The organism is Streptomyces sp. NBC_00076 (assembly GCF_045041235.1).
In the GTDB taxonomy this organism is placed as follows: Bacteria; Actinomycetota; Actinomycetes; order Streptomycetales; family Streptomycetaceae; genus Streptomyces.
The window spans coordinates 403,946-417,173 of the sequence record NZ_CP108242.1 but is presented as its reverse complement, the minus strand read 5'-3'; the positions used below and the strand labels follow the sequence as shown (position 1 = coordinate 417,173).

The window sequence follows — 13,228 nt, the reverse complement described above, 5'->3', positions numbered from 1 at the left end:
GCCGGTCGTCCTCAATCCGCCCGCCTCGTCCAGATTGGAAGAGGGGCGGCCAACTCGGCCCCCACTCAATGCTCTTCGTCGAAGCTGCGGACCTGGCGCACCGGTGCGAGACCGCGATCGTGCCGCACATCGACGGCGGCAGAGTCGTCGTCGCCGACTGCTATGCCGGGATCACGCGGGTTGTCGTCCGAGGCGTCGACCCGCGACTGGCGGCCCGGGTGTTCGACTTCGCCGCGCGAGGCACTCACGGTGCTCGTGGAATGCCGCCCCGAGACCACCTTGGCGCGCCGTAAGCGCCTGGGAAAATTGCTGGACGCTGCCTCAGCGGACGCGACCTTCGAATTTCTGGCGCACACGCTAGAAGGGGCGGCTTCGGGATCAGGCCATTGCCAGTGCTTCGAGCCAGGAGTCGCCGGGTGGCGGTACGGAGAAATAGCCGCCCCCTGTGGTGAGGGTGTACTTGGGAATGGCCTCGCCCTGGAGTCTGGGCGGTATCGCCTCGAAACCCTTTTCCAAGTCACCCTGAAAGCGCGAAAAGGTCAGCCCCTTGGTTGTCTGGGTCAAGGTCGTAGTTGTAGCCGCGCCGAACTACAGATCCTCGGGGAACGCCGCAAGTGCCGGGGGCGTGGGTGGGTGGCGCAGACGGGATGTAGGACTTGCGACCACGGCCAGCCGTGGTGACCTGCGAGTGTGCGACTGCGCGCGGGAGTGGGCGGGTGTTTGTCGGGGGGATATCGGCTGGGTCGGGGGCGGTGTTGTCGCATCGTGTCCACGGTCGAGTAATCGTGGTCCGTGCTCTGGTCGGGGTCGACTGCTGCGCCCAGTGCAGCTGGGCCGACCGTCGCCGTGAGTGGCCGGAGCTGCGGGAGCAGCGGCCGCCCGAAACGGTGTCCGACCCGACCGCCGTGCGACTGCGGGTCGGACACGGGCTGACGGTGACCCGAGACGGCGCTCGCCTTCCTCCAGGACGGCCGCCACCGCGGCGACCCGTGGGGCTGGCCGCTGGACTGGATACCCGACCAGGTCACAGGCGGCAGAGTGCAGGGCCTTGATGCGGTTTCGATCCCGGCGGTGCCGGTGCCGTCCAGGACCAACAGCACCCTCGGAAGAGGGGGTAGTGTGGCCGCCATTTCTCCTGAGGACCCGAGTAAGGGCGGTAATCAGGTCGGTGAGTTCTGCGCCGGGGGCCCCGTCACCGACACGGGGTTACCGGGGTACACATCAAGGTGCCCGCCCAGCCTCTGAAGCCTTCGATAAGCACTGGTGTCACTCGCACCTTGCAAGGCTTAATGTCCGAAACGTGACCGTCATCGCCTCCAACCATTTCGCATTCCTCTTTGTCTCACATGGCGTAGATGCCTAATTCACAGGAAACGGAAGGGGGTTGCTCGCCGATGAGACGCTGGGCAACGGCTCTGGCAGCGCTGGCACTGGTACTGACGGGAGCAGGCACGGCATCGACTGCCGCTGCCGCGCCGCAGACCACAGCTTGCGAGACAGGCTGGGGGAGTATGGCGAAGGCCGCGCCGGGATCGATGGCGAGGACTGGTTCCCTGACGGATGTCAGGACCGGCCGGCACGCCTGCTACGACCGGATGGTTATCGATATCCCGGGCATGACGACGGCGGACCCGGCCCTGTACTGGGTTCAGTACGTCCCCAGTTTCGCCCATCCCCCGTCCCAGACCGGTATCCCGGTCGCCGGAGGGGCGGTCATCGAGATCGAGTTCACCGCGCCGGTCGACGACTCGCTGTACCACGTCGGGCTCGCGGATCCGCTGCCGGGACTCGATTTCGGCAGCTACGGGACCTTCCGGGACGCGAAGTTCGGCGGGTACTACGACGGAGGGACCCACATCGGACTCGGTGTCCGGGCCAGGCTGCCGTTCCGGGTGATGGTGCTGCCCGACCGGCTGGTGGTGGACGTGGCCCACAGCTGGTAGCCGAGCAACTGCCAACATCCGTGTGCTGGGTTGGCGCCGGTGGCAGCGAGCTACCGAGCTGCTCCACCGCGCGTCGGCACCCACACCGTACCGACACGAAGCGCGACGCGTGCCAACCGGCATGGTTGAGGCGGTCGTTCTTCACCCGCCGCCGGGTGATGCTCGACTTCTTGCCCGAGGGTCGAGCCCCGAGGTCCGGGTGATGGGCGAGGAACCGGCGTACGCCGTCAGACCGCGGGCATCGGCGAACCGCCGGCGATCGTCCCCGATCTCGACCAGCACCCGGGCGCCGAGCTGGACGCCGAGCCCGGGGAAGCTGAGGAGAACGTCAGCGTCCGGGTGCTGAGGGAAAGCCTCCTCCACCGCCATGGCGAGGTCATCGGCCGTGGTGCACGCGGCCTCCAGCTTGACCAGGAGGGTGAGTATCTGCTTGGCGAGCGCGTCCTCGACCAGTGGCGGCTGGTGGGCCACTCGGCCCGGAAGTCCTCGCGGATCCGGCGGCCTCTGTTTCGATGCCCCGCTTGCGGCCGGCGCGCTTGAGCGCGGCCTGCAGCTGGGTGCGGCTCAGCCGCGCTGCCTTGGCCGGGGTGAGGGCGATCCTGAGCCGTTCACGGACCTCGGGGCGGCACTGGCCGTTCTGGCAGGTGGCGAAGGCGTCCAGGGCGGACGGGTAGTACTCCCGCAGCAGGGACCGGAGTTGGTTGGAGATCTGCTGCCGGTTCCAGGTGCCGTCCTGCTGGGCACGGGCCTGGACGGCGATGGCGCGGGCCAGGTCAGTGTCCTTGGGCAGGGGCCGGGGGGAGTGCCTGTCGGTTCGCAGGATGTTGGCCAGGACCAGGGCGTCACCGGGGGCGGACTTCTTGCGCGAGACGCTGTGGCGGTCTCGGTAGCAGGCGGCGGCCTGCTGGACGCTCTCGGCTACGACGCGGTCGACATCGGCGCCCTCGCCATCCCGTCTCTTGCGGTGGCATCGCCGGGGAGGGGCCTCATAGGCCGGTCAGTCGGGTGTCTCGGCCGAGTCGGCCGGTTCGGAGTCGTCGGCCGGCGCGGACCGGTCGATGTCCTGGTTGACCGCGGCCCAGCTGGCCAGCAGGTTCAGGGCGTCCTGCGAGGGTGAGTCGGGCTCGGCGGTGTAGGTGAGGAGGACCTGGCTGGGGTCGCCGCCCACCGGGAAGGTCTCGAACGGCAGGTCGAGGTCGCCGACGACGGGGTGGTGGCCCGAGCAGTACGGCTACGCCGTCCGACGACACAGCAATCGATGAGGGCGAAGGGCCCGCGCTGCGCGTTCCTATGGGCGCGTTACGGGGCGTCGGGTCGTTGAATGCGGTGTTGGCCTGGCTGCTACGACGCAGCAGCCGGGCCAAGCTGCCACAGGTCCACCTCGGCAACGGTGAATATCCGTGACAGGTCTCGGTGTTCATCCCGAACGCCACACAGGTTCCCACGCGGCACATTCCGCTCCTCACCTCCGGGCTGATTGCGTTTGGGTAACTCATCAAGTCAGTTACTTGCACTTGATGTTAAGTGATGGTCTTCCTAGCGTTCTCGGTATGAACCTCACCGTCCTCGCGGCCTCCGGGCAGACCGGAATGGCCCTCACCCGACAGGCGCTGCGACGTGGTCACACCGTGACCGCCATCGCGCGTGATCTCGAGCGGATCGTCCTGCCCGACTCCCCGAACCTGCGCAAAGTGGCGGGCGACGTGAACGACGCGGCCAGTATTGCCGCCGTCGTGGACGCGGATTCCGTGGTCCTTTCCGCGCTCGGCACGGACCGGGCCGGGACTCTCCTGGCCGGTGCCCGGGCCGTCGTCGCCGCCGGCCCGCGGCGCGTCATCTGGCTCGGCGCCTACGGCACGGGCCCGTCGGCCGACGTGGCGGGGGAGGGCGCGGGTGTGCTCGCCGCGGTGCTGGGCGACCGGCTCGCGGACAAGGTCGAAGCCGACCACACGGTTCTCGCGGCCGGGGGCACCGTCTTCCACGTCGGGATGCTCGCCGACGGGCCGGAAAGCCCCCGTCGGCGCACGGTCGGCCTGGAGGCCGGGCCCGCCTTCGACCTCGGTGCGAAGGTCAGCCGGGAAACCGTCGCCGCGGCGATGCTCGACGAAGCCGAGACGCCAGGTTTCCCCGGTGCCGTGGCCCTGCCGCTGGAGCGGTAGACGGTGCGGTCAGCAGGCGGTGATCTCCTCGATCGACGCCCGGACCTGCTCACGGAGCCAGGCGTGGGCCGGGTCGGAATCGTAGCGCTGGTGCCAGTTGCAGTTGATCGTCGGCGCCGGGGACTCGATCGGCAGCGGCCGCGCGAGGAGCCCGAACGCCTCGATGAGCGGACGGCCCAGGATCGCCGTGCAGGTGACCAGCGCGTCGCCACGGGCGGCGATCTGCAAGGCGGTGGACACCGTCGCCACCGCCGCGACCACCCGGCGTCGCAGGCCCTCGGCGGCCAGCATGTCGTCGATCGGCGCGGTCAGGCGGCCACGCCGGGAGATCACCACATGCGGCTGCGCCGCATAGGACGCCAGGTCCAGTCCCGCGGCGCACGGGTGGTCAGCGCGCATCGCCACCACGAGCCGATCCTCGCCCAGCGGCTCGGACCGGAACTCGGGCAGACTCGGCCTGCCGCCACCGAGTTCCAGATCGACGCGGCCGTGGCGCAGGTCGTCGGTGTCGACGGGGCTCTCCGCCAGCACCCGCAACTGCACCCCGGGAGCCCGCTGCTGGATCCTGCCGACCAGAACCGGCACCAGTGACCCGGCCGCCGCGTCATGACACTGGATCGTGAAGGAGCGCTCCAGCTCGGCCAGATCCACCTCACGGACCGGCGAGAGCACTTCGTGCGCTTGCCTGACCAGCCGGTGCACATCCTCCCGCACCGACAACGCGTACGGGGTGGGAGCCATCGAATGACCGGTACGCACCAGGATGTCGTCCCCGGTGACGGTGCGCAGCCGGCCGAGGGTGCGGCTGACCGCGGGCGAAGACAGATGCAGCCGCTCGGCCGCGCCCATCACGCTGCCCTCTTCGAGCAGGGCGTCCAGCACGGTCAGCAGATTCAAGTCCAATTGCATAAAAGTAAATCCTAACCAGATACAGATCCACTTCGATCAACACACTTCAGGAGCATCCCATGAGCCCGGAACCGCTTGCCGCCGTCGCCGCCGTCCGCCACGCCGGCGCCCGGTGCCGATCCGTCGAAGCCGCATCGCCGCCGAGAGTGACCATGACCCCCGACAATCAGCTGGCCCACGACCTAAAGGGCACGGGACAGCTACTCGTGGCGGTCCACGGCATCACCGAGAACCGAAGCTTCTGGGACCCTGTCTGCCTGCAGCAGCACTTCCGCGTGCTGCGCGTCGACCTGCGCGGCCACGGGGACTCGCCTCGGACCTCGCCGTTCGGGATTGACGAGTCGGTGGAGGACATCCACCATCTGATCCAGTCGCTGGGCGAGGATCTGACTGGGGACCAGCCCCCGTTCATCGTCGGCCATTCCCTCAGTGGGGTGATTGCGACTGCCTACGCAGCTCGCTATCCGACCCGTGGTGTGGTCAACGTCGACCAGTCGCTGCGGGTCGGCCCGCTGCCTGCGGAGATAGCCATCGCTGTGCGGGGACAGGGCTTCGCGGACTTCGTTCGTACGGTTTTCGCCTTGCTGTACGGCGAGCCGGACCCTGTGCTCGTGGCCGACATCGAGCGTCTCCGCACCCTCGATCAGGACGTGTTCAGCCGGAGTTTCTTGGGTTCCCATTGGCGGGTCTTGCCGGTCAGGGCGAGCATCGGCATCCAGGCGAGGAGGCCGAGTACGAGGGAGGCGATCTCCAGTCAGATCCGGTTCTGTGCTGTGTTGTGCAGGGGCGGGTTGCGCAGGCCGGTGGCGCGGACGCGGTCCTCGCAGCGGGCCCGCCTGTTGTGACGCAGTTCGAGGTCGGCGAGCTGGCCGCCTTTGGTGTTGGTCGCGAAGCAGGTGAGCAAGTTGTCGTCGAGGTCGGTGAAGCGTAACTGAGTGCCGGGGTGCGGGCGTTCCTTGCGAACGATCAGCCGCATGCCCGTGGGCCAGGTGCTGAGGTCGGGCATGTCGGTGATCTCCGCGACCCAGGCGCCGGGCCGTTCGGTGCCGCCCGGGACGTCGTGGCGCACCAGCAGGCCGCGATGCCCGAGCAGCTCTTCATCCCCTTCCCGGACACCGACACCGACGCCGACGCCGACTCCGAGCCCCGGTCGGCGCTCGACAAGGCGGCGCTGCGGGCTCTGCAGGAGTCCCGCACGGACGAGGAAGCCCTCGATTTCACTGCCGAGCGGCTGCGCCACCTCCAAGATGCCTTCACGGCGGCGGCCGGCCGGGCCCGCGCCACCGTGGACCGCTACGCCGATCGCGAGGACACCGGCGGACCGCACCCGGCGCGCGACGACGACCAACGAGCGCACCAACCGCCCCAGCCCGGCCCCGTCCAGAGTCCCGGTGCGCACCCATGGCCGCATCCGGCGCGCACCGACGATTCGCCGTATCGCCCCGGGAATACGACGAATCCACCAGGAGTGCACCGCGCGCGTATTCCCTAACGGTGCGCACCAGGCGCGCCGACACCGTGCGGTGCGCACTGGGTGTGCACCGACCTGGTGGTGCTGCCGCGGAGCAGCGGATGCGCGGCGCCGCAGCCCTCATCAAGGAAGCAAGTACTACGACGCGGGAGTGATCTTCGAACAGTCCCGTCGTTCTTCTACGATCGAGCCCAGAGCGACACCGCAGGCATCGCCAACCACAGCTACGACGCGCTGTACAAGCCCAAGACCAACTACCCGTCCAAGGCCGGCAAGGCGATTCCCGGTGACATCTGGAACGGGAACTCGTGTCCCCTGCACCGCAGCTGGGCCAACTACGAGGCGGCTGCGGCCGAGGTGGCGCGGAAGAACCGGAACGCCAAGGACGCTGCGTGCCGGGGCCTGAGCCGTCCCAACCACAGCTACCAGTGCGACAAATTCCCCTTCGCCTCCACCAAGGAGGGCGTCGGCCTGGGGGACGGCAACTTCTCCGTCCGCTATGTGCCGGGGGCGGAGAACCCCAAAGGGGGCGATCAAGTACGTCTCGAACCCGTCGTGGTCACCCCATTCCTCGCGCCGTATGGCGGCGTGGAACCGCTCACGGGAGGTATTCAGGCCCTGGGACCACACGTGCGCTCGGTAGGTGCGCGGGGTCCAGATGCACGAAAGGCTCACCCGGTTCAGCCTGTTGGCCAAGTACCTCGATGGATCCAGCCGCAGGCCCGGCAGGGCCGTTACTGAGGTTTTCAGGGCGGGGTCGGTGATGTGAGAACCAGGCCGGTCGCGGTGAGGCATCCGTCGATGAGGTGGGGCCGGAGCTGGATCCTGCGTAACTCGCGGCGGAGTTTGCGGTCGAGGTCGTCGGGTGTATCGAACGCGGTGTTGGCCATTGCTCTGCGCACGAGTGACCAGACGGCCTCAACGGGATTGAGGTCGGGTGCGTACGACGGTAGCCGGGCGGTGGTGAGCCAGTCGTGCTCGGCCTCGTACCGTTTCAGGCCGGCTGCCAGGTGAGTGTTGAGATTGTCCCAGACCACCACGATGGGGCCGTCAAGCTGGATATGTGCCCGGACCAGCAGATCCCGGTAGTCCTGCCAGGAGAAGCTTTTCCGAGCGCCCTTGAGCAGGAGATGGCCGCGGGGCCGGTGGATGAGGCGGCTGCTTTCGCCGGGTTTGTAGCAGCACAGCGCCGCGACCGAGGTCCTGCGGCGGGATCTGCCCCGGACCCGAAAGACAGGGGTATGCCCGCGCCGGCCCCATGTGCGGGCGACCGGCGGCGTCATGGAGAACCCGGCCTCGTCTTCGAAGACGATCCAGGCTCCACACGCCGCCGCGAGCCTTTTACCCGCGGCCACACCTCCTTCTTCCACAACTCCACCGCGTGCTCGTCGCGTTCGAGCGCCCGGCGGGCAGGCGCCTGCCAGGACCAGCCGTGCCGCTTGAGAAGCCGTCACACCGTCGCCACCGACAGACTGAGCCGGAAGCGGCGGCGGATCACGGTCTGCACCCGGGCCACAGTCCACCGCTCGTCGTCGAACCCGTGCGCGGTCGGGCCCTTGCCTAGTTCTGCCTCGAGTACGGCGAACTGGGCATCGGTGACAGTCGGGGAGTTCGCCGGACCTGTCGAGCGCAGGGCCTCCATCCCACCCTCGCGCCAGGCTCGGCGCCAGCGTTCCACCGACCGCACGCTCACCCGCAAGTCCTTCGCGATCACCGCGGTCTTCTCACCCGCCGCGAATCGCATACCGGCCTGAAACCGGATCCGCTCACGAAATGCCCGACGCTCAGCGGTCAGGCCCCCGCCCTCTGGACACCTCACACCAACGGCATACCGAAAGGATCATGAGCCGTCATTACCGACGACAACCCGAAAAGCTCAGTAAGCGTGTCCAGCGCTGCCATCCGGCCCTTGTAGACCGGCTGGTAGTCGACAGATGCCAGCAGAGTCCAGCCTAATCCTGGCGCGTCGTCCTCTTGGTCCCTGACGGCGACGATCACTGGCGCAGCGTGCTCATGGACCCGCGATGTCACGATGACCCGGCCAGGAACAACAATGACCGGTTCATCGGTCTGGAAATCCGGCTTGCCTTGTCTACGTTCGAAGCCTGGCTCCCACATCTCACCAACGGGAAAGTGGCCGTGCTCGATATTGACTGCTCCCACGCGGCTGATGTCTGGCATGCCTCGAGCCTGTCAGGAATGGAGCAGTCACGCAGCAACCGGTCAGCCATGTTGGAGTCGTTGGGCAGCCTCGCGCGGGGACCCCAGTCCGGTCGTGTGCCGCCCTGCACCGATGATCGTTTCCCGGCCAATGCCGGCGGTTCAGCCCGGATCCACCGGCTTGATGCGGGTGGATGATTCTTCCAGAAACGAAGAAGTGCCTTGCGACCTGCGATGATGGGGTTTCTCTAGGACCACATCAGGCACGATCGGCAAGGCACTTCCGAGATGCAATCGTCCCATGCCGCGGCGGCGGTCTCATCCGCGTTCCATGATCCGAACCTGATCGCGTACGGCGGGCTGAAGCCGGTGGTGCGGCTGGCCGAGCGGTGCGGTCTGCCCGCGCTGGTCGGGGAGCACGTCCGGCTGCCCGCCTCGAAGGACGGCACCGGCGGTCTGGGACGAGGAGCGCCAGTGCTGGATCTCCGACGCCGAGATAGCCGAGATCCTCTACACCGCTTTCACTTCCAAGCCGAAAAAACAGCAGGTCACCGCCCGACTGATCGTGCGCCGCGTCAAGCGCCTGAGCGCCGGTACCGTGCCCGACCCGCCTGGCCCGCTCCGCCCGCTGCCTCACCCTGCACCTGCCCGAACGCTGGCCCTGGAGCGAGGACTTCACCCAGCTGTTCAGCACGGTGCATGCACCGCCAGCCCTCTTACGCTCCCTGCCGACCTGCCCGAAAGGGCCCGAGGCCTGTGGACAAAGTGGAAGAGCTGGGCAGACCAGCGGCCACCCCATGCCCGAATCCGCAACTCAGCCCCAACACGGCCTGCACGACCCCGAAACGATCAACCGGGAATCAAGCCGATGGATCCGAGTTCAGCTGTTGCCCGTGATGTCCGCTGCCACGCTCGAATGTGGCCCGACTGTCTCCGGATGCTGCCACGCTCGAAGGTGGCCCAGACTGTCTCCGGATGAAGAAGGAATGCACTGACCGCCTCAGGTTGCGGCAGATGTCGCGCGTCGTCGTGGTTTCGTTCACTTCAGGCGACAGCGTTTGTCTGCCGGGTTCGACAGCAGTTGCGGATCTTGGGGCCCGGGATGTTCACGGGAAATAGCAGCACGGTCACCGAGGGAAGACTGTCCTTTGCGCCTGAGTCGACGGGCGACGGTGCCACTTGTCAGCTCTGCCTCGTTGAAGCTGCCCATGCCGAGATTCTCACCCAGCGGACCTGCATCGTGAACTCTTGGGCCAGATCCGCGACTCGCAGGCCGAATGGACCGGGGAAGCCTTCCCACGGATCGACACCGAGGACACCACACTCAAGCAACGCGTCCTCCAGCTCACCACCGACAACTGCACTCTCGACGAGCGGCTGAAGGCCGCCCGCTCGAACCTGTGCTTCCGAGACCGGCGAGTTGCCGTCCTCGAAGTCCGCCTCACCGAACAGGGACCACCGGCCTGGTTTTGTCCGGCCGAGGCCCGTGGATGTCAGTGCTGCGGTCCATACTCGTGCCGCGGCGCCACCCGGGCACCGCAGTACGAGGGGAGCAACATGGCTGAGGTGCTGGTCTTCCACCATGGACACGGGTTGACCGCCGGCGTTCGCAGTTTCGCCGAGCAGTTGCGACGGGCCGGACACACCGTCCGCGCTCCAGATCTGTACGAAGGGCAGGTATTCGACAGCCTCGAGGAGGGCGCCGCCTATGCCGAGAGTGTCGGGTTCGACACGATCATCGCGCGCGGAGCCGTCGCCGCCGAGGGGATGCCTGCGGAGCTCATCTATGTTGGCTTCTCGCTCGGCGTCCTGCCGGCGCAAAAGCTGGCCCAGACTCGCCCCGGAGCGAAGGGTGCACTGTTGATCGAGGCGTGCGTCCCAGTCTCGGAGTTCGGCGCGGCCTGGCCCCAAGACGTCCCAGTTCAGATCCACGGCATGGACGCAGATCCGTTCTTCGCCGGAGAGGGTGATGCGGACGCCGCCCGCGCGGTCGTCGGGACGGTGACGGATGCGGAGCTGTTCCTCTACCCCGGCGACAGGCACCTGTTCACCGACAGCAGTCTGCCGTCCTACGACGAACAGGCCGCGATGCAGGTCAACCATCGGGTGCTCGGTTTCCTCGACCGCATTAAGTAGGGAATCAACGACCTGATCCTGTCGGCGGCAAGGCGGCCGTTCGCATAAGAGAGCCCGGCGGTAGGTGTGGCGAATGGCAGTGTGACGACCCGGAGGCAAGACAGGCACGAGCCTGGGTGATCATGGAGTTCTTGACGCTCGGTGATCACCGGAGGACTGGTGCCTGTCCTGCCATCATGCCTGCTCGAACCCCTGTGGGACCAGTTCGCAGCGCTGCTGCCCGAGCATGTCGATACCCAACCGCTCGGCTGCCACAACCCGCGCATCCCGGACCGGATTGTCTTCGAGCGTGTCATCGCCGCCCTGGTGCACGGCTCCGGATACGAGCGGATCGCCGACCGCCAGTGCTCCGACCGCACCGTCCGACGCCGCGTCAAGTACTGGTCACAGCTGGGCATGGCCGAGCAGGTCCATGGGCTGGCCCTGCAGGCGTACGACCGCATGATCGGCCTCCAACTCCATGAGCTGTCCGTCGACGGGTGCATCACCAAGGCTCCCTGCGGCGGCAAGAGAGCCGGACGCTCCCCGGTCGACCGGGGCAAGCAGGGCCTGAAACGCTCAGTGGCCACCGAGGCCCGCGGCGTCCCGATCGGTCTCGTCGAACTCGTCTCGGCCGGGGCCAACCGTCATGACTCCCCGCTGCTCGTGCCCACCCTGGAGGCCGCGAAGAAGCAGGTCGGTGTGTTTCCCGAGCAGGTCAACGTCAACTTGGACCGGGGCTACGACAGTGACAAGACCCGAGCCGCGCTCGAGGAACTGGGCTTCACCGGCGAGATCGCCCGCAAGGGCGTGCCCGCACCGATCCAGGCCGGAAAGAGGTGGGTCGTGGAGCGGAGCCACGCATGGATGAACGGCTTCGGCAAGCTCCGCCGCTGCACCGAGAAGCGCCAGTGCGTTGTGGACTTCTACCTCTACCTGTCCGCCGCAATCGTCACGCTCCGCATGCTCGTCCGCCGCGCGACCCCGGTCTACCGCTGGGACGGACGGTCCACCACCAAGAGACTCGAGTGACGCCTGCTGACGGGCGTCCGTCTGCGTCGGGCGGACAAGCACTGCCGCACGCCTGGGGAAGGCGCGCTGCTCAACGAGGGCAGGGCCGGCCCGCGCTCCTGGCTGTGGCAGCCGTGGTGATGATGGCGTCGAGCCGGTCCCGGGTTTTCACCAGGGTGCTGACCTGCGCATCGATGCGGCCCCGCTCGGCCGACAGCCGGTCGAGCAGCTCGGGGGTCACGTCACCGGTCTCGACACACGGCAGCAGTTCCACGATCGCCCTGCTCGACAGCCCTGCGGAGTACAGCTGCTGAATCAGCTGGACGCGGTCGACCGCGCTGTCCGGGTACTGCCGCTGGCCGCTGGGGCTGCGCACCGAGGCCAGCAGGTCCTGCTCTTCGTAGTAGCGCAGTGCCCGCACGCTCACGCCCACCCTTGAGGCCAGCTCACCGATGCGCATCAACGCCCCCTCTATGACCTGGATCACATTTCTTGCCTCTGACGTCAACGTCAGGTTTTAGCGTAGCCCGCGAACAGCCCGGACAGGAATCACCTCACCACTGCCAGGAGACTCCCCATGAAGATCACCGGTTCCGTCGCCCTCGTCACCGGCGCCAACCGCGGCATCGGCAGGCACTTCGCCCAACAACTCCTGCACCGGGGCGCCACCAAGGTCTACGCGACCGCGCGCACCCCCCGCCTCGTCGACCTCCCCGGTGCGGAAGTACTGCGGCTCGACATCACCGATCCGGCTTCGGTCGCCGCTGCGGCGGGCGCGGCCTCGGACGTCACCCTCTTGATCAACAATGCCGGCGTCTTCACCCAGCAGAACCTCGTCACCGGGGACCCCGAAAAGATCCGGCTGGAGATGGACACCAACTACTTCGGCACCCTCAACGTGGTCCGGGCGTTCACCCCCGTCCTGGCCGCCAATGGCGGCGGGGCCATCCTCAACGTCCTGTCGGCGATGTCCTGGCTCGCCTACGACGGGGCCAACGCCTACAGCGCGGCGAAGGCGGCGGTGTGGAGCCTCACCAACGGCATCCGCCTCGAACTCGCGGGCCAGGGAACCGCGGTGACGGGCCTGCACCTGGCCAGCACCGACACCGACATGATGGCCGGGTGGGACGTGGAGAAGAACGACCCCGCCGATGTCGTGCGCGCCGCCCTCGACGGTATCGAGGCCGGGAAGATGGAGATCCTCGCCGACAACAACTGCGTCCAGCTCAAGGCGGCCCTGTCCGCCGACCCGAGCGTGCTCTATCCGCAGGCGGTTCCCGCCGCCTGACCCTTCAGCAGCCGCCCGCCCGGCCGGGCTTCAGCCGACGTTCGAGGATCTACGGATCAGCCGGGCACGGCCATGCGTACTCGTCACGCTCCGCACGCGTGTCCGCCGCGCTACCGCTGGGACACCTACCCACCACCAGAAGACTCAAGTGACGCCTACCGCCGGGCTCTCT

The 13,228-nt window shown here is 67.7% G+C and carries 14 protein-coding genes and 4 pseudogenes; 7 read left to right on the top strand and 11 right to left on the bottom strand.

From position 1 onward, the window contains the following. Window positions 1-65: 65 nt before the first annotated feature. The gene (locus OHA64_RS02050; RefSeq protein WP_405606909.1) at window positions 66-248 is read right to left on the bottom strand and encodes a hypothetical protein; all 183 of its coding nucleotides are present in this window, start codon (window positions 246-248) and stop codon (window positions 66-68) included. A 130-nt stretch (window positions 249-378) separates the two neighbouring features. Further along, on the bottom strand, window positions 379-564 hold the full coding sequence (locus tag OHA64_RS02045; RefSeq protein ID WP_405606906.1) for a hypothetical protein: 186 nt from the start codon (window positions 562-564) through the stop codon (window positions 379-381). A 1,031-nt stretch (window positions 565-1,595) separates the two neighbouring features. On the opposite strand from OHA64_RS02045, the gene OHA64_RS02040 reads away from it, so the two are divergent. After that, window positions 1,596-1,943 carry a hypothetical protein gene (locus tag OHA64_RS02040; protein WP_405606903.1) on the top strand — a complete coding sequence of 116 codons (348 nt, stop codon included), beginning with the start codon at window positions 1,596-1,598 and terminating at the stop codon, window positions 1,941-1,943. Between the two features lie 112 nt (window positions 1,944-2,055). On the opposite strand, the pseudogene OHA64_RS02035 reads toward OHA64_RS02040, so the two are convergent. Together OHA64_RS02035 and OHA64_RS02030 are read right to left on the bottom strand one after the other, a co-directional pair. Further along, window positions 2,056-2,844 (bottom strand): annotated as a pseudogene (locus OHA64_RS02035) (transposase); the annotation flags it as partial. A 96-nt stretch (window positions 2,845-2,940) separates the two neighbouring features. Further along, the gene (locus OHA64_RS02030) at window positions 2,941-3,111 is read right to left on the bottom strand and encodes a hypothetical protein (RefSeq protein ID WP_405606900.1); all 171 of its coding nucleotides are present in this window, start codon (window positions 3,109-3,111) and stop codon (window positions 2,941-2,943) included. 382 nt (window positions 3,112-3,493) lie between these two features. On the opposite strand from OHA64_RS02030, the gene OHA64_RS02025 reads away from it, so the two are divergent. Beyond that, entirely contained in the window at window positions 3,494-4,102 is a 609-nt protein-coding gene (locus tag OHA64_RS02025; RefSeq protein WP_405606897.1) for an NAD(P)-dependent oxidoreductase, read from the top strand. Window positions 4,103-4,111: 9 nt separating this feature from the next. Here OHA64_RS02025 and OHA64_RS02020 read toward each other — a convergent pair whose 3' ends face one another. Further along, window positions 4,112-5,011 (bottom strand): LysR family transcriptional regulator, encoded by a 900-nt coding sequence (locus OHA64_RS02020; RefSeq protein WP_405606894.1) that lies wholly within the window; start codon window positions 5,009-5,011, stop codon window positions 4,112-4,114. Between the two features lie 59 nt (window positions 5,012-5,070). Between OHA64_RS02020 and OHA64_RS02015 the strand changes: the two are divergent. After that, window positions 5,071-5,685: pseudogene (locus OHA64_RS02015) on the top strand (alpha/beta fold hydrolase); the annotation flags it as partial. On the opposite strand, the pseudogene OHA64_RS02010 reads toward OHA64_RS02015, so the two are convergent. After that, window positions 5,670-6,050 (bottom strand): annotated as a pseudogene (locus OHA64_RS02010) (transposase); the annotation flags it as partial. The pseudogenes OHA64_RS02015 and OHA64_RS02010 overlap by 16 nt on opposite strands. A gap of 495 nt (window positions 6,051-6,545) precedes the next feature. On the opposite strand from OHA64_RS02010, the gene OHA64_RS02005 reads away from it, so the two are divergent. Beyond that, the gene (locus OHA64_RS02005; protein WP_405606891.1) at window positions 6,546-7,223 is read left to right on the top strand and encodes a hypothetical protein; all 678 of its coding nucleotides are present in this window, start codon (window positions 6,546-6,548) and stop codon (window positions 7,221-7,223) included. A gap of 5 nt (window positions 7,224-7,228) precedes the next feature. Here OHA64_RS02005 and OHA64_RS02000 read toward each other — a convergent pair whose 3' ends face one another. From OHA64_RS02000 to OHA64_RS01985, 4 genes and pseudogenes are all read right to left on the bottom strand, one after another. Beyond that, window positions 7,229-7,765 carry a transposase gene (locus OHA64_RS02000; protein ID WP_405623816.1) on the bottom strand — a complete coding sequence of 179 codons (537 nt, stop codon included), beginning with the start codon at window positions 7,763-7,765 and terminating at the stop codon, window positions 7,229-7,231. Then, window positions 7,762-7,890 (bottom strand): annotated as a pseudogene (locus OHA64_RS01995) (transposase); the annotation flags it as partial. The gene OHA64_RS02000 and the pseudogene OHA64_RS01995, both read right to left, overlap by 4 nt. Window positions 7,891-7,932: 42 nt before the next feature. Then, window positions 7,933-8,301 (bottom strand): helix-turn-helix domain-containing protein, encoded by a 369-nt coding sequence (locus OHA64_RS01990; protein WP_405606888.1) that lies wholly within the window; start codon window positions 8,299-8,301, stop codon window positions 7,933-7,935. Then, window positions 8,298-8,663 (bottom strand): hypothetical protein, encoded by a 366-nt coding sequence (locus tag OHA64_RS01985; protein ID WP_405606886.1) that lies wholly within the window; start codon window positions 8,661-8,663, stop codon window positions 8,298-8,300. Before OHA64_RS01985 ends, OHA64_RS01990 begins: the two co-directional genes overlap by 4 nt. 1,536 nt (window positions 8,664-10,199) lie before the next feature. Here OHA64_RS01985 and OHA64_RS01980 point away from each other — a divergent pair. Both OHA64_RS01980 and OHA64_RS01975 read left to right on the top strand, forming a co-directional pair. Continuing rightward, window positions 10,200-10,778, top strand: a complete 579-nt coding sequence (locus OHA64_RS01980; protein WP_405623814.1) for a dienelactone hydrolase family protein — start codon at window positions 10,200-10,202, stop codon at window positions 10,776-10,778. 159 nt (window positions 10,779-10,937) lie between these two features. After that, window positions 10,938-11,789, top strand: coding sequence for an IS5 family transposase (locus OHA64_RS01975; protein ID WP_405606883.1), 852 nt, complete (start codon window positions 10,938-10,940; stop codon window positions 11,787-11,789). 70 nt (window positions 11,790-11,859) lie between these two features. Here the strand turns inward: OHA64_RS01975 and OHA64_RS01970 are convergent, their stop codons facing one another. Further along, on the bottom strand, window positions 11,860-12,228 hold the full coding sequence (locus OHA64_RS01970; protein WP_266637376.1) for a MerR family transcriptional regulator: 369 nt from the start codon (window positions 12,226-12,228) through the stop codon (window positions 11,860-11,862). Window positions 12,229-12,345: 117 nt separating this feature from the next. Here OHA64_RS01970 and OHA64_RS01965 point away from each other — a divergent pair, with 117 nt between their 5' ends. After that, window positions 12,346-13,056: an SDR family oxidoreductase gene (locus tag OHA64_RS01965; RefSeq protein ID WP_405606880.1), complete on the top strand. Its 711-nt coding sequence runs from the start codon at window positions 12,346-12,348 to the stop codon at window positions 13,054-13,056. Window positions 13,057-13,228: the final 172 nt, after the last annotated feature.

Bases quoted from the DNA above. Each gene is read 5' to 3' on its own strand.
- OHA64_RS01980 (WP_405623814.1), top strand. From the start codon at position 10,200: ATGGCTGAGGTGCTGGTCTTCCACCATGGACACGGGTTGACCGCCGGC.
- OHA64_RS02025 (WP_405606897.1), top strand. From the start codon at position 3,494: ATGAACCTCACCGTCCTCGCGGCCTCCGGGCAGACCGGAATGGCCCTC.
- OHA64_RS01965 (WP_405606880.1), top strand. From the start codon at position 12,346: ATGAAGATCACCGGTTCCGTCGCCCTCGTCACCGGCGCCAACCGCGGC.
- OHA64_RS02040 (WP_405606903.1), top strand. From the start codon at position 1,596: ATGGTTATCGATATCCCGGGCATGACGACGGCGGACCCGGCCCTGTAC.
- OHA64_RS01985 (WP_405606886.1), bottom strand. From the start codon at position 8,663: ATGCCAGACATCAGCCGCGTGGGAGCAGTCAATATCGAGCACGGCCAC.
- OHA64_RS02000 (WP_405623816.1), bottom strand. From the start codon at position 7,765: ATGACGCCGCCGGTCGCCCGCACATGGGGCCGGCGCGGGCATACCCCT.
- OHA64_RS02020 (WP_405606894.1), bottom strand. From the start codon at position 5,011: ATGCAATTGGACTTGAATCTGCTGACCGTGCTGGACGCCCTGCTCGAA.
- OHA64_RS01970 (WP_266637376.1), bottom strand. From the start codon at position 12,228: ATGCGCATCGGTGAGCTGGCCTCAAGGGTGGGCGTGAGCGTGCGGGCA.